This is a genomic window from Streptomyces albicerus (genome assembly GCF_008905045.1).
Classification (GTDB): domain Bacteria; phylum Actinomycetota; class Actinomycetes; order Streptomycetales; family Streptomycetaceae; genus Streptomyces; species Streptomyces albicerus.
Genome location: NZ_VWMY01000080.1, coordinates 1 through 15,675 on the forward strand (window position 1 = coordinate 1; position 15,675 = coordinate 15,675).

The 15,675-nt window shown below is 71.2% G+C and carries 18 protein-coding genes; 11 read left to right on the forward strand and 7 right to left on the reverse strand.

All coding sequences use genetic code 11. The features are described from left to right. Positions 1 to 547 (forward strand): ABC transporter ATP-binding protein (locus GAS53_RS45700; RefSeq protein WP_151483699.1); only part of this gene is annotated, 547 nt, incomplete at its 5' end. A gap of 68 nt (positions 548 to 615) precedes the next feature. Then, positions 616 to 1,362, forward strand: coding sequence for an ABC transporter ATP-binding protein (locus GAS53_RS45705; protein WP_151483700.1), 747 nt, complete (start codon positions 616 to 618; stop codon positions 1,360 to 1,362). Here the strand turns inward: GAS53_RS45705 and GAS53_RS45710 are convergent. Beyond that, on the reverse strand, positions 1,332 to 2,003 hold the full coding sequence (locus GAS53_RS45710; protein ID WP_151483701.1) for a TetR/AcrR family transcriptional regulator: 672 nt from the start codon (positions 2,001 to 2,003) through the stop codon (positions 1,332 to 1,334). The genes GAS53_RS45705 and GAS53_RS45710 overlap by 31 nt on opposite strands. Before the next feature lie 226 nt (positions 2,004 to 2,229). Between GAS53_RS45710 and GAS53_RS45715 the strand changes: the two genes are divergently transcribed. From GAS53_RS45715 to GAS53_RS45735, 5 genes are all read left to right on the forward strand, one after another. Beyond that, on the forward strand, positions 2,230 to 3,267 hold the full coding sequence (locus tag GAS53_RS45715) for an amidohydrolase family protein (protein ID WP_192583573.1): 1,038 nt from the start codon (positions 2,230 to 2,232) through the stop codon (positions 3,265 to 3,267). Positions 3,268 to 3,392: 125 nt separating this feature from the next. Then, positions 3,393 to 4,658, forward strand: coding sequence for a sensor histidine kinase (locus GAS53_RS45720; RefSeq protein ID WP_151483703.1), 1,266 nt, complete (start codon positions 3,393 to 3,395; stop codon positions 4,656 to 4,658). Next, positions 4,655 to 5,323, forward strand: a complete 669-nt coding sequence (locus tag GAS53_RS45725; protein WP_151483704.1) for a response regulator — start codon at positions 4,655 to 4,657, stop codon at positions 5,321 to 5,323. Before GAS53_RS45720 ends, GAS53_RS45725 begins: the two co-directional genes overlap by 4 nt. A 169-nt stretch (positions 5,324 to 5,492) precedes the next feature. After that, positions 5,493 to 6,470 (forward strand): ABC transporter ATP-binding protein, encoded by a 978-nt coding sequence (locus GAS53_RS45730; RefSeq protein WP_151483705.1) that lies wholly within the window; start codon positions 5,493 to 5,495, stop codon positions 6,468 to 6,470. Next, positions 6,470 to 7,294 (forward strand): ABC transporter permease, encoded by an 825-nt coding sequence (locus GAS53_RS45735; protein ID WP_151483706.1) that lies wholly within the window; start codon positions 6,470 to 6,472, stop codon positions 7,292 to 7,294. The genes GAS53_RS45730 and GAS53_RS45735 overlap by 1 nt, the downstream gene beginning before the upstream one ends. A gap of 134 nt (positions 7,295 to 7,428) precedes the next feature. On the opposite strand, the gene GAS53_RS45740 is transcribed toward GAS53_RS45735, so the two are convergent. Continuing rightward, positions 7,429 to 8,004 carry a superoxide dismutase family protein gene (locus tag GAS53_RS45740; protein ID WP_151483707.1) on the reverse strand — a complete coding sequence of 192 codons (576 nt, stop codon included), beginning with the start codon at positions 8,002 to 8,004 and terminating at the stop codon, positions 7,429 to 7,431. Positions 8,005 to 8,237: 233 nt separating this feature from the next. Here GAS53_RS45740 and GAS53_RS45745 point away from each other — a divergent pair, with 233 nt between their 5' ends. Beyond that, entirely contained in the window at positions 8,238 to 8,471 is a 234-nt protein-coding gene (locus GAS53_RS45745; protein ID WP_151483708.1) for a DUF6158 family protein, read from the forward strand. Continuing rightward, a complete protein-coding gene (locus tag GAS53_RS45750; protein WP_151483709.1) occupies positions 8,468 to 9,070 on the forward strand; it encodes a TIGR03086 family metal-binding protein in 603 nt (200 codons plus the stop codon). The genes GAS53_RS45745 and GAS53_RS45750 overlap by 4 nt, the downstream gene beginning before the upstream one ends. Before the next feature lie 83 nt (positions 9,071 to 9,153). Here GAS53_RS45750 and GAS53_RS45755 read toward each other — a convergent pair whose 3' ends face one another. Next, entirely contained in the window at positions 9,154 to 9,387 is a 234-nt protein-coding gene (locus GAS53_RS45755) for a hypothetical protein (protein ID WP_151483710.1), read from the reverse strand. 393 nt (positions 9,388 to 9,780) lie between these two features. Between GAS53_RS45755 and GAS53_RS45760 the strand changes: the two genes are divergently transcribed. Beyond that, positions 9,781 to 10,374 (forward strand): DinB family protein, encoded by a 594-nt coding sequence (locus GAS53_RS45760; RefSeq protein ID WP_151483711.1) that lies wholly within the window; start codon positions 9,781 to 9,783, stop codon positions 10,372 to 10,374. 626 nt (positions 10,375 to 11,000) lie between these two features. Next, positions 11,001 to 11,930 (forward strand): UTP--glucose-1-phosphate uridylyltransferase, encoded by a 930-nt coding sequence (locus GAS53_RS45765; protein ID WP_151483712.1) that lies wholly within the window; start codon positions 11,001 to 11,003, stop codon positions 11,928 to 11,930. Positions 11,931 to 11,984: 54 nt separating this feature from the next. Here the strand turns inward: GAS53_RS45765 and GAS53_RS45770 are convergent, their stop codons facing one another. The 4 genes from GAS53_RS45770 to GAS53_RS45785 are packed head-to-tail and all read right to left on the reverse strand — an operon-like array spanning position 11,985 to position 15,600. Continuing rightward, the gene (locus GAS53_RS45770) at positions 11,985 to 12,923 is read right to left on the reverse strand and encodes a hypothetical protein (protein WP_151483713.1); all 939 of its coding nucleotides are present in this window, start codon (positions 12,921 to 12,923) and stop codon (positions 11,985 to 11,987) included. Continuing rightward, the gene (locus tag GAS53_RS45775) at positions 12,920 to 13,408 is read right to left on the reverse strand and encodes a hypothetical protein (protein WP_151483714.1); all 489 of its coding nucleotides are present in this window, start codon (positions 13,406 to 13,408) and stop codon (positions 12,920 to 12,922) included. Before GAS53_RS45775 ends, GAS53_RS45770 begins: the two co-directional genes overlap by 4 nt. Before the next feature lie 3 nt (positions 13,409 to 13,411). Then, positions 13,412 to 14,635: a macrolide family glycosyltransferase gene (locus GAS53_RS45780; RefSeq protein ID WP_151483715.1), complete on the reverse strand. Its 1,224-nt coding sequence runs from the start codon at positions 14,633 to 14,635 to the stop codon at positions 13,412 to 13,414. Then, positions 14,632 to 15,600: a patatin-like phospholipase family protein gene (locus GAS53_RS45785; RefSeq protein WP_151483716.1), complete on the reverse strand. Its 969-nt coding sequence runs from the start codon at positions 15,598 to 15,600 to the stop codon at positions 14,632 to 14,634. The genes GAS53_RS45780 and GAS53_RS45785 overlap by 4 nt, the downstream gene beginning before the upstream one ends. Positions 15,601 to 15,675: the final 75 nt, after the last annotated feature.

The following is a 15,675-nucleotide window of genomic DNA, read 5'->3' on the forward strand; positions in this document are numbered from 1 at the left end:
CGCCACCGAACGGATCGCCCGGCTGGGCGTGGGGCGTACCTTCCAGACGCCGTCGCTGCTGCCCGGGCTCAGCGCGCTGGAGAACGTGCTGCTCGGCGCCTACGCCCGGCAACAGGCCGGTGTCGCCGCCTGTGCGCTGGCGCTGCCCCGTGCCCGGCGCGAGTCCCGTCAGCTGTGCGAGGAGGCCCTGGGCTGGCTGGACTTCGTGGGTCTGGCCGCGCTCGCCGCGACGCCGGCCGGGTTCCTGCCGCACGGCAACCAGCGGCTGCTGGAGATCGCACGGACCCTGATGGCCCACCCCCGGCTGCTGCTGATGGACGAGCCGGCCGCCGGCCTGTCGGACACCGAACTGGCGGCACTCGACCGGCTGTTGCGCGAGCTCAGGAGCCGGGACCTGACGGTCGTCCTGGTCGAGCACCACATCGAGCTGGTGGCGGCCGTCGCCGATCGAATCACTGTGCTGGACACGGGACGCACCCTGGTGTCGGCCGAACCCTCCGTGGCACTCCGGGACGACCGGGTGCTCAACGCGTATCTGGGGCGCTGATGTCCGTACCCACGACGCCGGTTCACGCGACATCGGTTTCCACGACCTACGAGACTGGGGAGACGGGCATGGCCGCGAGCCCTGAAGCACCGCTGCTGCGACTGACCGGACTGCACTCCGGCTACGGCCCCGTCCCGGTCGTGCGCGATGTGACGCTGTCGGTGTATGAGGGAGAGATCTGCGCCCTCCTCGGCGCCAACGGAGCGGGCAAGTCCACTCTGCTCCGTACGCTCTCGGGGCTGCTCAAACCGACCGCGGGCACGGTCGAGTTCGACGGCGCCGACATCACCGGATGCAGGCCCGAGGTGATCAGTCTCCGCGGTCTCGTGCACGTACTCGAGGGGCGGCGCCTCTTTCACGGCCTCACCGTCCGGGAAAACCTCGATCTGGGCCTGTGGGGGCGGAAGTTGACGGCGGCCGAGGAGCGCGAGCGCCTGGACCGGGTGCTCGGCACCTTTCCCGTCCTCGAGAAGCGGCTCGGCGCGCGGGCCGAAGTGCTCAGCGGCGGCGAGCAGCAACTGCTGGCCATCGGCCAGGCGTTACTGTCAGGCCCCCGGATGCTGCTGATCGACGAGCCGTCCCTCGGCCTCGCGCCCGTCGCGGTCGACCGTGTGCTGACCACGGTGAGCGAGCTGCGCGGGACCGGACTGACCGTCCTGCTCGTCGACCAGGCGGTGGAGCGCACCCTCGAACTGGCCGACCGCGCCTACGTCATGCGCGCCGGCCGGATCGTCGCCGAGGGCCCGTCGGCACACCTGCGCGACGGGCCACAGCTGCGGCATGCCTACCTGGGTACGCTCGCGGACACCGACTGAATTCCGGCATGGGTGACTCCGGCCGCCTGCAGTACGAGAACACCGTACTGTTCGGCGATTTCCTCGGCGCTGAGTCTGCCTTCCGGACGGAACCAGAGTCCGGCGTGAATGCACAGGTCAAGCATGGCCTTGGCGGTGACCGGGATGTCCGCGGGCAGACCGCTCGGCAGCAGAATCCGGAACTCCCCCTTCGCCTGCCCCTGATTCAGCATCCGCTCGAATTCCCGGCGTATCCGGCGCTCGCTGTCGCGCACCTCGGTCAGCTGCGGCACGGGCAGATGCGGCGACTCCGAGCGGGTGACCACGGCCTCCGTGCGATACGTCGTGTGGAACTCGGTCATCGTCCTGGCCGCTTCCCACAGTTCACGCGCCGGTTCTCCGTCCCCGCGGCGAATCGCGGCCGCGAGCTGCCGCTCCAATTCGGCACAGGTCCGGGAGGCGATCGAATAGAGCAGCTCCTCTTTCGACCTGAAGTGGTTGTACAGCGCCCCGGGAGTCATTCCCAGCGCCGCGAGAATCTCCCTGACACTGGTCGCCCCGTACCCCCGCCGATAGAAAAGCTCGGCGGCGACCGTCTCGATCTGTCTCCGCGTGCTCCCCCCGGACGGTGCGGCGGATGCTTCCTCGGTCGACATGGCCATGGAGTGATTCCCGACTTTCGACGGCGGCCGGCCCGCGGTGCCGCCCGGGCGGCGAAAGTGACCGCGGTAAATGACTGTTCAGTCACCACCTTACGGCCTCGTCGCGGAGGGGAGCCGTCCAGGCGGCAGAACGGTACCCCAGGTACTGGGACGTCGAGCCCCCCGGCCGGGAGGCTCACAGAGCGAGTCGGGCGCGCGCCCAGCGCGCCCGGGAACCGGAGCCGACATGACAGTTCATGACCTGACCGGAACAGACAGCGCGCCCGGCCTCAGCGCCATCGACATGTGCGCCCTGGTGTACGACCGCGAGTCCTGGGGTGCCTACTTCCGCGATCTGGGCGGGCAGGCCCCGGCGTACCTGCGGGCCTTCGGCCGCCATCTGGCCACGGTCTTCGGCACCGACTTCGCCGTCTACCGCAGGCACTTGGACGCGGGCGACCTGGACACGGCCGTCGACGTCCTGGTCTCCCGCCGGCCGGCCCACCTCGATGTGGCGGCCCATCTGCGCGCCATGGACGAGGAGGGCATCGCCTACCAGGTGCTGATGGGCTCCAGTGCCAGGCTCCCCGACGGCACCGGTGTGAACGCGCGGGTGGCCGCCTTCGCCGCGCGCGCCCCCGACCGTATGCAGGCGTGGGCGGGCCTGAACCTCTCCGATCCGCACGCCGCGCTGGAGGAACTCGAGCGCTGTCACGCGCTGGGCATGCGCGGGGCCACCGTCATCGCGTTCCGCGACGGCGTCGAAGCCGAGGACCAGCGCTTCGACGCCGTGTTCGGCGCCGCCGAGCGGCTGGGGATGCCGGTGTGGCTGCACACCGGTCACCACCTGTGTACGAGCCGCCCGAACGAGCTGTCGCACCCGAGAATCATCGACGTCATCGCCGGGCGCCATCCAGGGCTCAAGATCGTGGCGGGGCACGGCGGCTGGCCCTGGATGCCGGAGATGATCTCGGTCGCGCAGCGCCACCCCAATGTCTTCGTCGAGTTCTCCACCCACCGCCCGAGCTTGATGGCAAGGCCGGGCTCGGGCTGGGAACCGCTGTTGCTGTACGGCCGCGGCACTCTGCGCCGCAAGGTCATGTTCGGCACGGCGACCTGGGTCCACTCCGTCTCTGCCCGCACGCTCATCCAAGAGGTGGCCGACCTCGGGCTCGGCCCGGCCGTCACCCACGACTGGCTGCGGGGCAACGCGGCGCGACTGCTGGGACTCGACGCCGGCCGGTCGACCACCCCGGACACCGCTGCCCGCACTCCTACGGGCTGACGCACGCCTGCTGTCTCCCGTCCATGTCCTGCTCAACGCCAACCGGGAGCCTGCCACGGATGCGGTAGGCGGACGTACCACCGCCGGTGGACGCCGGGTCAGGCGGCTGCGCGTACGGTTGCCGCATGACTGGTCCTGCGGCCTGGCGCCAGGCCGTGCGGGCGCATCCGCTCGTCGTGGACGGAGTGCTCGCCGCGGCGCTGTACATGGCAAGCCTGTTGGCGCCGCTCGTCCCCGGCGACCCGCCGCAGCGGGTCCCGCTGACCGCCACCGTCGCGGTGCTGGCCACACTGTCCTGCGGTGCGCTGGTCGTCCGGCGGCGGTGGCCGTCGGCGGTGCTGGCCGTCACCACCGGGGTCTCCTGCGTTTCCTTGATCGTCTCGGATGCCCATGGCGTGTTCCTCGGTGCCCCGGTGCTCGCCGCGTTCACCGTCGCCATGTACACCGACCGCCGGACCGCCTGGACGGCCGGGGCAGTCGCCGCGTTCGCCTTCGGCCTCACTTCCCTGGCCACCTCGGGGTGGTCCTGGTCCGGCCCCGGCACCCAGAACCTCGTGGTGTGGATCGGCATGGCGGTGGCCGCCGGAGACGCGGTCCGCAGCAGACGGGCGTACGTCGTCCTGCTGGAGGAGCGGGCCCGTCGCGCCGAGCAGAGCCGCGAGGAGGAGGCGGCCCGCCGGGTCACCGAGGAGCGGCTGCGGATCGCCCGCGAGCTGCACGACGTGGCCGCCCACCACATCGCCGTGATCAGTGTCCAGGCCGGGGTGGCCGGGCACACGCTGCGCACCGACCCCGACGTGGCGGAGGAGTCGCTCGCCCTGGTACGCCAGGCCAGCCGGAGCGTGCTGGAGGAACTCAGCGCGCTGCTCGGCGTACTGCGCCGGGACGATGACCCAGAGGCTCCCGTCGAGCCCACCCGGGGCCTCGACGGGCTGGACGAGCTCGTCGGCTCGTTCGCCGCGGCGGGCCTGCAGGTGGCCTGGACACTCTCCGGGCGTCCGCGCCCGCTGCCCTCGGCGGTCGACCTGGCGGCGTACCGGATCGTGCAGGAGTCGCTCACCAACGTGCACAAGCACAGCGGGAGTTCCTCCGCGCGGGTCGGTGTCGAGTACGCGCCCGACCGGCTGGTCGTCCGGATCCGCGACGAAGGAGGCGGCGGCACGACGACCCGGACGGACGCGTATGGCGGCGGGCGCGGCATCCTGGGCATGCGCGAGCGCGCAATCGCCGTCGGCGGCAGCTTCGAGGCGGGCCCCGGGCCCGACACCGGTTTCACCGTACGGGCTGTGATGCCCCTGCCTCCCGCCCCCACCGCCGGCGATGGAGCACCTCCCGGACGGCGTCCGGGGAAGCAACCCGGAGAAGCATCCGGAGAAGGAGACGACGGATGACCATCCGGGTCCTGCTGGCCGATGACCAGAACCTGATCCGCGCCGGTTTCCGGGTGCTCATCAACGCGGCGCCCGACCTGGAGGTGGTGGGCGAGGCCGCGACCGGCCGGGAGGCCGTCGAACTCGCCCGCAGCACCCGCGCGGACGTCGTGCTGATGGACATCCGGATGCCGGAGCTCGACGGCCTCGCCGCCACCCGGGAGATCACCGCCGACGAGGACCTCGCTGGGGTTCGGGTGCTGATCCTCACGACCTTCGAGATCGACGAGTACGTCTTCAAGGCGCTGCGCGCCGGGGCCAGCGGCTTCCTGGGCAAGGGCGTCGAGCCGGTGGAACTGCTGGCCGCGATCCGGACCGTGGCGGGCGGTGAGGCGCTGTTGTCGCCGAAGGCGACCCAGGGCCTGATCGCCCGGTTCATGGCGTCCCCCGAGGACCGGCCCGCCGCCACCACGGCTCAGCTCGACGCGCTGACCGGGCGGGAGCGCGAGGTGCTGGGCCTGGTCGCCATGGGCCTGTCCAACGACGACATCGCCGAGCGGCTGTACGTCTCGACGTCCACCGCCAAGACCCACGTCAACCGGGCGATGACGAAGCTCGGCGCACGGGACCGGGCCCAACTCGTCGTCATCGCCTACCAGACGGGCCTGGCCCGCGCTCCGCAGTGACCGCACCAGACCCTGGGCGGACGTGCGGCGGGGGCCGCTCCTCCTGGGGGCCTGTCCGCGCCCCGTGGTCGTACAGCGCCCGGAGTAGCTCCGTACCACGGGCATGGGAGGGCCAAGTGTCCGCACCGGGCTGACGACCTGGAGATCCACGGTCGGCAGTCTGGACCCCATGATTGAAGTAACCAACCTGACCAAGCGCTACGGCGACAAGACCGCCGTCGACTCGCTCACCTTCTCGGTCCGGCCGGGCATCGTCACCGGCTTCCTCGGACCCAACGGCGCCGGCAAGTCCACCACCATGCGCATGATCCTCGGCCTCGACCGGCCGACCGCCGGCACCGCGACCGTGAACGGACGCCCCTACGCCGAACACCGGGCGCCGCTGCACGAGATCGGCGCGTTGCTGGAGGCCAAGTCCATCCACCAGGGCCGGTCCGCGTTCAGCCACCTGTGGGCGATGGCCGCCACCACCGGCGTCCCGCGCCGGCGGGTCGAGGAGGTGATCGACCTCGTCGGCCTGACCGAGGTCGCCCGCAAGCGGGCAGGCGGATTCTCTCTCGGTATGGGCCAGCGCCTCGGCATCGCCTCGGCGCTGCTCGCCGACCCCCGGGTGGTCATGCTGGACGAGCCGGTCAACGGCCTCGACCCGGAAGGCATCCTCTGGATCCGCAACCTGCTGAAGGGGCTGGCTGCGGAGGGCCGGACCGTCTTCGTCTCCTCGCACCTGATGAGCGAGATGGCGCTCACCGCCGAACACCTCATCGTGGTCGGCCGAGGACGCCTGATCGCCGACGTGTCCGTGGCCGAGTTCACCGCGCGGGCGGCCAGCAACACCGTACGGGTGCGCTCGCCGCAGGCCGCGCAGCTCCGGGACCAGCTGGCCGGGCCGGATGTCACGATCACCAGCCTCGAACCCGGGGTCCTGGAGATCACCGGGCTGACGACCGATCAGATCGGCGACCACGCCGCGGAATCCGGCTTCACCCTGCACGAGTTGTTCCCGCAGCAGGCATCGCTGGAGGAGGCGTTCATGGAGATGACCCGGGACGCCGTCGAGTACCACGCCACGACCACGACCACCACCAGGGCCGGCGCCTCGCCGGGCACCCCTGGCGACGAGCTCGCCGAGGCCGGGAGGGCCGCCTGATGACCACCGCCATCGCACCGGACCTGACAGCACGCCCCGAGCGTCGCGATCTGCGCGTCACCACGCGACGCGTGTTCAGATCCGAGTGGATCAAGTTCTGGTCGCTGCGGTCCACGGCCTACACCCTGCTCGGGGCCGTGGTCGCACTGGTCGCCTTCGGGCTGATCGCCGCCTCGGTCACCTCCGGCGGCGGCACCTTCGAAGGCCCTGGCGAAGGGGCCACCGACCCGACCGACATCAGCCTGGCCGGTACGCAGCTGGCCCAGCTCGTCATCGGCACCCTCGGGGTCCTCCTCACCGCCGGCGAGTACAGCACCGGTCTGATCCGCTCCACCCTCGCCGCGGTGCCCCGCCGGCTGCCGGTGCTCTGGGCCAAGGCGGCGGTGTTCGCCGGGGTCGTCCTCGCGGTCGGCGCGGTCGCGGTCTTCGGCGCCTTCTTCGGCGGACAGGCCATCCTGGGCTCCGACGGCGCCTCCCTCACCGACCCCGGCGTCCTGCGCGCGGTCCTCGGCACCGTCGTCTACCTGACCGGTATCGGACTGCTGGGCATGGCGCTCGGTGCCCTGCTGCGCAACACCGCGGGCGCGGTGACCACCCTGTTCGCCTCGATCTGGCTGCTGCCCGGCCTGATGCAGGTCGCCCTCCCGGACAGCTGGAACGACGCGATCGGCCCGTACTTCCCCTCCAACGCCGGCTCCGCTTTCATGACGGTGTCCCCCGGTTCGGACCTGCTCTCTCCTGGGGCGGGCCTGGCCGTGTTCGCCGGTTTCCTGGCCGTGCTGCTGGGTGCGGCCGCGTGGCAGCTGAAGCGGCGGGACGCCTGAGGACGCCGGTGCGCCACCGGCCACCGGATGCCCGGCGGCACCCGTTCACCGAGGGTCTCCAAAGTGGCCCGGGTGGCCTGCTCGGCCACGCCAGGGCTGTCCAGACCTCGCGAGTCCTTCGGACGAAGGCCAGGTCAGACGAAGGGCACGTCGACACAGGCGAGGCGTGCGCCGGCCTCCCCCGCATGTCCTGGTTCGGTGTGTGTGGCGTGCTCGTGGATCACCACGGATCGAGCCTCGCCGGTGCGGAAGGTCCACTCGACTGCGGCTTCGGATCCGCCCCTGCCGTGGGTGTCGGTCGTGAGGTCGAGCCAGATCTCGTTGTCCGGGTTGGCGTACTCGGGGTCGGTGGACGGCTGCACGGGGTCGACCCGGTCCTGGTAGTGGGGGCCGGAGTCCGCCGGCAGCGGGCCGCACGGCTTCCGGTGGACGTGAGCGCCGTACGTCCGGTCCGGGTCGACGCCCTTCAGCCGCAGTTCGACTTCGGTGCCGCCCTCCCCGGAGACACGCTCGATCACGGTGACCCGGCTCCCCACCGGTACGCCCGCCTCGTCATACGTCACCGCGTCATGCTCCGGCAGTGCTTCGGGCGGCGCGAACTCGGCGTGCACCTTCACGGGTTCGGGGCAGGCGGCCGCGGTACCGGCCAGGAAGGGGACGGCGAGCACGGCCGCGGCCGACGCGGCTCCAGCGACATGGCGTACGAGCATGAAGGCCTCCTGCGTGGTTCCTTGGGTCTCTTCGGTTCCTTCAGCCTCTTCGACGGGCGGAGATCGGCGTTCCCCTTCCACGATGGGTGCGCGTGAGGCCGTCGAACGACGTCGGAATCAGCCACTTCAGAAGCGGCGGGGCCGCGGAGCCGCGGGACCGATGCCGCTCGGGGTAATGCTTGCCAGGTGGGTACCCGGAGCGCAGGTAGGAGCACGACGATCGGGGTGCCACCATGACCGGAGTCGACCCGGGCCGGCTGGACGACCAGCAGCTCATGAGGGAGCTGGAGACGATCCACCGCGGGCGCCACAACACCCTGCTGCACGGCTCGAACGACGCGCTGCGGGCCCATAACGAGCGCATGGCACTGCTGGAGGGCGAGTATCTGCGCCGCAACCCCCGCCGCTCGATCGTGGCGGGCCGGACGCGTGAGGGGGCGCGGCAGCGGGGACCCGGAGGCGCATGACTGGTATGAGTACGACGACAGCGACAGACAGCAACCCGCTGCTCACGCGACACGCGGAGGCCGTCGACCTGTTCGGCGACCGCGTGCACGCCGTCCGGGGCGATCAGTGGGGCGCGCCGACGCCCTGCACCGACTGGTCGGTGCGTGACCTCGTCAACCATCTCGTGTCCGAGCAGCTGTGGGTGCCCGCGATGGTCAGGGACGGTGCCATGATCGAGGCGATCGGCGAGACCTTCGACGGCGACATGCTGGGTCCCGACCCGCTCGCCTCGTGGGACACGGCGGCCCGCGGCGCCCACGACGCGTTCGCCGCGCCGGGCGCACTCGACCACACCGTGCACCTCTCCCACGGCGACACCTCCGCCACCGACTACTGCTCCCAGATGGTCGCCGACCTCGTCGTGCACGCCTGGGACCTGTCCCGCGCGATCGGCGCGGACGAGCAACTCCCGGACAACCTGGTGAAGTTCGCGGTCCGAGAGGTCACGCCGTACGCGGCGGACCTGGAGAAGAGCGGGCTGTTCGCGGCACCGGTCGAGCCGCCGCCCGGAGCGGACGTGCAGACAAAGCTGCTGTGCCTGCTCGGCCGGCAGCCCTGACGGTCGGTGATCCGCGGCTCGTGAGTCACCGGTTGGGGCAACGGCCGCCGTCCCGGGCCCGGCAACGGCCGCCGTCCCGCCGCTCAGGCGTGGTCGACCAGTTGGGCGTGCCCCTTCTGCCGTGCGCAGTGGGCGCAGCAGTAGAACTGTCCGTCCGCCTGCAGGCCGTGGCCCAGAATCCGGCAGTTGCAGTTCTCGCAGATGGGCGCCATGCGCTGGGCCGCACACTCGAGGCTGTCGAAGACATGGACCGCTCCGGCAGCCCGTACTTCGAAGGCCAACTCATAGTCGTTGCCGCAGACTTCGCACACCGCCATGGGAACATCCCTCCATCCGTCTCGTGCGACGGCGGGACCTCGGTCTCGCCAGAACACAACCAGCCTGTGCCCCGCCCTTCCGGCAACGCAAGGGCCGCGGGGCACGCCCCCGGAAACAGCCGCGCACCACCCGCGGCGGGGACGACGAAGGTCATCCACACCGAGCCGCGGCGGGAGCCAACCCGGTACGTGCCCAGACCGTGACCGGGCGAACGCCCGCCCTCTGGCCCTGACCGGCACAGGCCTGGCGGCCGCCGGCGCCGCCACCGGCCTGATCCGCAAGCTGCGGTCGTCGTCCCAGCGCGGTGGGCAGATTCGTCTCGGATGATCTGGTTCACCGCGAGCGGTGGAAAAGGCGGTGGCCAAAGATCGCGCGAGCGGCAGACTGGCCCCATGACCGCATCGGACCCCAAGGCTGACCTTCGCTTTTACCTGCAGTCCGCCCGCGATGCCCTGCTGTGGAAGCTCGAAGGGCTCTCGGAGTACGACATCCGCCGGCCGCTGACACCGACCGGCACCAACCTACTGGGCCTGGTAAAACACGTGGCCAGTATGGAGCTGGGCTACCTCTGCGACACCTTCGGAAGGCCGTCCGGCGAGCCGCTGCCCTGGCTCGCAGACGGCGCTGAGATCAACGCGGACATGTGGGCCACCGCCGAGGAGTCACGCGAGTACATCGTGGAGCTCTACCGTCGGGCGTGGACGCACGCGGACGCGACGATCGACGCGCTGACGCTGGACACGATCGGCAAGGTGCCGTGGTGGCCGAGCGACGCCAACGAGGTGACGTTGCATCATGCCGTGGTGCGCATGATTGCTGAGACGCACCGGCACGCCGGGCACGCCGATATCGTCCGGGAACTCATGGACGGTGCCGCGGGGATGGGCAAGGGCAACACCAGCATGGCGCCGGGCGACTCGGAGTGGTGGGAGAACTATCGAAGCCGGCTTGAGCGTGCGGCTCAGGAAGCCGACCGCAACGCGTAGCCCAAGGACCGGACGGTCGTTGCCGCGCTGCAGGCGCGGGCCGTGGGATCGGCTGCCCGATCGGCGCCGATGCCGCCTGCCGGACGTCCACGCCCCGCCCGGTCGCCGCCGGGGCCGAGCCGCGCCGGCGGCGACCGTGCGCCGGGGATGTCGTACCCGAACACGCACCATCCCCTGCGCGACCGTCCTCACCGAAACCGAGGCTGCGGGAGTGCCCCGGGGAGCCGCATCGGGAGGACGGGTACCGGGGCCGTGCCCTCACGCGGATCATGGCCTCGGCTGTCCAGCGGTACTGGGTCGCCTCACTCGCCCGGGGTCTGGGGGCTTCAACGAGAGCGCGGGCGGCGTGCCGCGCCGCGGCATTACGTCCACGAGCATTGCGCCCATGCCCTCTCGCTCGAACCCTAGGGATGCATACCGACTGGTTGGAACCCAAGAATCGGCCATTACGAGGACACTGGCATTTCCCACTACCGATCCCTGCCGATATTCCCTCCACAGCGTTTGCCGGTAATCGCCCAAGCTGTCGGCGAAAGGGGCGACCGACGGGGCGGCGGCCGACGTTGGTAGCGTCGCCGTGTGCCGTGCCGGCCGGTACGGTGTGCCGCTCGACCGAGAGAGACACGATGTCCCCGACGATTCGCAGGGCCGTCATCCCCGCCGCCGGACTCGGCTCCCGTCTGCTGCCCCTGACGAAGGCGACGCCGAAGGAGATGCTCCCGGTCGGCGACAAGCCGGTCATCGAACACACCGTGCGCGAGCTGGTGGACTCCGGCATCACCGACATCACCATCGTCGTCTCCGGCGGCAAGAGCCTCATCCAGGACCACTTCCGCCCCAACCCCGCCCTGGTCGATCAACTCCGCGAAGACGGCAAGACGGCCTACGCGGACGCGGTGGAGGAGGTGGCGGAGCTGGCCCGCCAGGGCCACATCACCTACCTCGACCAGTACGGCCCGTACGGCAACGGCACCCCGGTCCTGAACGCCGCCCGCTCCTTCGGCGACGAGCCCGTGCTGGTGCTCTGGCCCGATGACGTCTTCGTGGCCGAGGTCCCCCGCGCCCAGCAGCTGATCCGCACGTACGAGCAGACCGGCTGCCCGGTGCTGGCCCTCCTGCCGATGGACCCCACCGACTCCCAGCGCTATGGCGTGCCCATCGTCAAGGAAGACCTCGGAGGCGGCCAACTGCGCATCACCGGCCTGGTCGAAAAGCCCGAGCCCGCTGCCGCCCCGTCGTCGTACGCGGCCATCGGCGGCTACGTCGTCACCCCCGGCATCATCGACGAACTGCGCGAGCAGACCCGCCGCTGGTACGAGCACAGGACCGGCGAGATCTACCTGACCGACGCCATCAACGCCTTCGCCTCCACCCGCGCGGTGTACGGGCAGGTCATCAAGGGCCGCTGGTACGACACCGGCAACCCGGCCGACTACCTGGTCGCCCAGATGGCGTTCGCCCTCGCCCACCCGGAGTACGGCCCTGTCCTGCGCGGCCTGGTCGCCGGACTCGACGGCGACCAGGCCGCCGCACTCGAGACGGAGACCAGCACCTGAGCTGTCGCCGCACTCGGCCGACACCGACGCGGCGAAGGCGCCCGACAGGGGCCCTCATGGCAACGGGTTGTCCGTCGCCGCGTTCGCGCCGTGGTAGGCGCGGATGAGCGCGATCACGGTGTCGGTCGTGCGGTCGAGATAGCTGCGGCCATCGGGCAGCCGGGCCTCCGGGCTGATGTAGCTGCGCGGCCCGAGGTGGGTGGCCGGGTCGAGCCGATGCACGGTGATCTTCCCGGCGCGGGCGGCCCGGTTCCATCCGCTGCGGCGGAACAGCCGCCAGCGCTGAGGAAAGATCCACGTGCCGACCCGCTCGATCCGGTCGCTCGCGCTGGTGAGCTGGTGCACGTGCTCGGCATGGGTGAGGTCGTTGGCGCCGTTGTGGAACCCACCGAGCGTGATCACCAGGAGCGGCGAGCGCAGCTGGGTGTGCAGTTCGTGGACCGCGCCGGTGGCGACCTGGGCGCCGCCGCTGTAACTGAGCAGCACCACCGGGACACCGCTGTCGGGCTGGTAGCCGGCGAGCCGGAGCTGAGTGGCGATCTGGGAGCCGACGGCCCGGTTGTACAGGGGCCGGTACCGGTGGTCGGCGGCGACGAAGGTCTGCATGACGTTGTGCAGGAACAGCAGCAGCCCGATGTGGCGGCGCAGCCACGCCCACACCGGGCGGTCGGCCAGCGGGTCGGCCAGCGGCGAGTAGGGCTGCACCTGGCCCAGTACCCGCAGCTCCGGTGCTCCGGCGAGCAGGGCCTTGACCAGCTGGCCGCCGTCCCGGGTGTCGCGGACGCGGCGTTTCCCGATGCCGTCCAGGTAGACCAGGTAGGCATCCGGTGGACGGTCAGGGTCCGCACCCCGGGCGTAGGGCACACCCTCCGGGAGCTGGTCGACGGGGGCCCGCCAGCGGGCGCTGTAGGCCATGACCTCGTAGCGGGCCAGCAGTCCTTCGGCGAGCAGAACCGGCCCCAGCGCCAAGACCCAGAGCAGGACATCGTTCATGCGATCGCCTCCGGTCCTTCGGTCGCACTGATCCTCACAACAAGACGCCGAACGGCCTCCACAGCGACACCGAGCCCGGCCCCGGCGACGGCCACGCAACCGGCGGCACCCCACCAGCCCAGCCCGGTCGCCGTGGCGAGCGGGCCGGCCAGACCGGCCCCGACCCCCACGAAGAGCAGCAGGTGGAGCAGGGGTCCGAGCAGCGGGAACGCAAGGACGGCGGAGAACACCAGCGGGGCGACCAGGCCCGGTGTCCACACCAACTCGGCACCTGACGGTGGGGAGGACACCACCAGCTCGGCCAGGGTCCACGCGGTCAGCGGCCACAGCGCGAACACCGCAGCCTCGACGAGGCCGGCGGCCGGCAGCAACCCGGCCACGAAAGTCCTCGACATGCCGGGCCGGCGCGCCACCAGAGGCAGGATGCGCCCGGCGGCCTCCGACAGCCCGGCGAACAGCAGCAGGACAACGACGACGGGAGACATCACTCAGCCTCGTTGGGACGGATCGACGGAAGCCGACTGACTGACCGGGCCGGCCGCATGCAGGTACCGCTCGAGTTCGTCGGCGGCGCGCCGATATCCACCTGCCTTGTGCTGGGCGGCCTGCAGAGTGGTCGCGGCTTCCCGGAACCGGGGCTCGTGGAGCAGGCGCCGGGCGAGGGCACGCACCGAGCCCTTGGCGACGTCCTGGGTACGGATGGACAGGCCGGCGCCGAGCTCGACCACACGACGGGCCACCATCGGCTGGTCAGCGCCCTGCGGGACCACCAGCATCGGAACCCCGGCGTACATGGCCTCGTTGACGCTGTTCATGCCGCCATGGGTGACGAACATCGCCGCGCGGGCCAGCACCTCCGGTTGTGGTACGGAGCGGCGGACGAGCACGTTGGCCGGCAGCGGACCCAGCGCCTCGGGATCGGTCTGCCCGGTGGAGACGATCACCGTGCCGCCCAGCGGGGCGAGCTCGGTGGCGAAGCCGCGCAGCAGCTGCGGGTCGGCGTTGAACACCGTGCCCAGCGAGGCGTACAGCACCGGGTCCTTCAGCCGATCGACCGGGAACGACGGGTCGACCGGTCGGGCGCCGATGCTGGGGCCGACGAACCGGTAGGACTGGTCGAAGTCCTCGACGGCAGGCTGGAACGCCCGCGAGGTGTAGACCAGATTGAGCGGCTGGCGGATGTTCCCCAGGTCGAGCAGTGGCAATCCACGCGTGTCGAAGCGGCGGCGCAGCTGCCGGCGCGACCGCAGGTAGCCCTGGACGCTGCGGGGCCGAGCCGTCGCCGCGGCCAGCAGCTCCCACGAGCCGCGGGTGGGGCTGGGCACGTGCCGGTTGAACGCGAACGTGGTGAACGACGACGCCGCCGGCACCTCGAGTTCGCGGGCGGCGACCGCACCCCACAAACAGGCGTTGTCGTGGACGATCAGGTCGGGCTGGACGCGGCGCAGTTCGGTGAGCACGGTGGGCACCAGGCCGACGGCGGTGCCCACGAGACCCTCCATCAGCGTGACCGGAGTCGGCGGATCGGGGAGCGGCTGGTCGCCCCCGGGGTAGAGAAACACGGTCGCGCCGGTGGCCTCGATCTCCTTACCGAACGCGGGAGAGGTGTGGTACGTCACGGAGTGACCGCGCCGGACGAGCTCGGCCACGACCGGCAGCGTCGGGTTGACACGCCCGTGCATGGCGATGTTGAGGAACGAGATGGTACTCATCGGCCGACCCCCGATACGGAGGACGTCAATGGCTCGCCCGGACCGGCCGATGTCACCGGAGGGTCGTCGGTCCGGTACAGGCCCGGCCCACTGATGCGCAGCCCGTCGAGAAAGCGCCCCGCCGTGAGGGACGCGGTGCTGATCAGCCGCTGGGAATGGCCGAAGTCCCACGGGGCGGGCCAGTCCTTGATGCCGGTCGGCAGCACGACGGTCGGGATGTGCTGGGACACCTCGTGCAGGTCACGCTCGATCTGATGGTGCAACAGGAGCAGCCCGGCCCTGGCGGCGACCGCACCGGCACGTCGGCGCGGGATGGTCGGGCGCAACGGCCAGCTCTCCGGCCCGATCGACAGCACCACCACGCTGGCCGCCCCGGCCTGCAGGGCCGCCAGCACCGGGACATAGGCGATCACACCGCCGTCGACGAGCGTCCGGCCCCCACGATCCACCGGGGGCAGCATCCCGGGAATGGCGGCGCTGGCCAGGAGCGCGGACTCGAGGTCGCCGTGGTCGAGCAGCACCGGATCGCCGGTGACCAGGTCCATGGCCACCGCGGTGAACGGGACCGCCAGCTGCTCGATCCGCGGCGGCAGTCCGGCCCGGGCGATCAGTCGGCGCAGTCCGCGATCGGTGAAGACGCTGGCCCGTGAGGACAGGTAGCCGAGCGGATACACCTCACGGCGACTCAACTGGGTCCACACATGGTCCAGCCATGGCGCGGCGCTGTCGGGGTGGGCTGCCGCGATGGCCCCGTTGAGGGCGCCCACCGAGGTTCCGATGATCATGTCCGGGACGAATCCGCGCTGCTCCAGCGCGTACCCGACACCGACATGCGCCGCTCCGAGCACACCACCCGCGCCCACCACGACGGCCACGGGACGGGGAAGGGCGTGCAGGCCCGCCAACGTCGGTTCCCCGGGGGCCTCGCTCGACGACAGAGGACGCGTCCCGTTGTCGCCCGTCATGGTCCGCCGCCGCCTACGGCCACGCCCACTCGCCGAGTCGCCCCCGCCGAGGCCAAGACCGCCGAGGCCAAGACG

Coding starts and splice junctions, on each gene's coding strand:
- GAS53_RS45705 (WP_151483700.1), top strand. CDS start 616: ATGGCCGCGAGCCCTGAAGCACCGCTGCTGCGACTGACCGGACTGCAC.
- GAS53_RS45710 (WP_151483701.1), bottom strand. CDS start 2,003: ATGGCCATGTCGACCGAGGAAGCATCCGCCGCACCGTCCGGGGGGAGC.
- GAS53_RS45715 (WP_192583573.1), top strand. CDS start 2,230: ATGACAGTTCATGACCTGACCGGAACAGACAGCGCGCCCGGCCTCAGC.
- GAS53_RS45720 (WP_151483703.1), top strand. CDS start 3,393: ATGACTGGTCCTGCGGCCTGGCGCCAGGCCGTGCGGGCGCATCCGCTC.
- GAS53_RS45725 (WP_151483704.1), top strand. CDS start 4,655: ATGACCATCCGGGTCCTGCTGGCCGATGACCAGAACCTGATCCGCGCC.
- GAS53_RS45730 (WP_151483705.1), top strand. CDS start 5,493: ATGATTGAAGTAACCAACCTGACCAAGCGCTACGGCGACAAGACCGCC.
- GAS53_RS45735 (WP_151483706.1), top strand. CDS start 6,470: ATGACCACCGCCATCGCACCGGACCTGACAGCACGCCCCGAGCGTCGC.
- GAS53_RS45740 (WP_151483707.1), bottom strand. CDS start 8,004: ATGCTCGTACGCCATGTCGCTGGAGCCGCGTCGGCCGCGGCCGTGCTC.
- GAS53_RS45745 (WP_151483708.1), top strand. CDS start 8,238: ATGACCGGAGTCGACCCGGGCCGGCTGGACGACCAGCAGCTCATGAGG.
- GAS53_RS45750 (WP_151483709.1), top strand. CDS start 8,468: ATGACTGGTATGAGTACGACGACAGCGACAGACAGCAACCCGCTGCTC.
- GAS53_RS45755 (WP_151483710.1), bottom strand. CDS start 9,387: ATGGCGGTGTGCGAAGTCTGCGGCAACGACTATGAGTTGGCCTTCGAA.
- GAS53_RS45760 (WP_151483711.1), top strand. CDS start 9,781: ATGACCGCATCGGACCCCAAGGCTGACCTTCGCTTTTACCTGCAGTCC.
- GAS53_RS45765 (WP_151483712.1), top strand. CDS start 11,001: ATGTCCCCGACGATTCGCAGGGCCGTCATCCCCGCCGCCGGACTCGGC.
- GAS53_RS45770 (WP_151483713.1), bottom strand. CDS start 12,923: ATGAACGATGTCCTGCTCTGGGTCTTGGCGCTGGGGCCGGTTCTGCTC.
- GAS53_RS45775 (WP_151483714.1), bottom strand. CDS start 13,408: ATGTCTCCCGTCGTCGTTGTCCTGCTGCTGTTCGCCGGGCTGTCGGAG.
- GAS53_RS45780 (WP_151483715.1), bottom strand. CDS start 14,635: ATGAGTACCATCTCGTTCCTCAACATCGCCATGCACGGGCGTGTCAAC.
- GAS53_RS45785 (WP_151483716.1), bottom strand. CDS start 15,600: ATGACGGGCGACAACGGGACGCGTCCTCTGTCGTCGAGCGAGGCCCCC.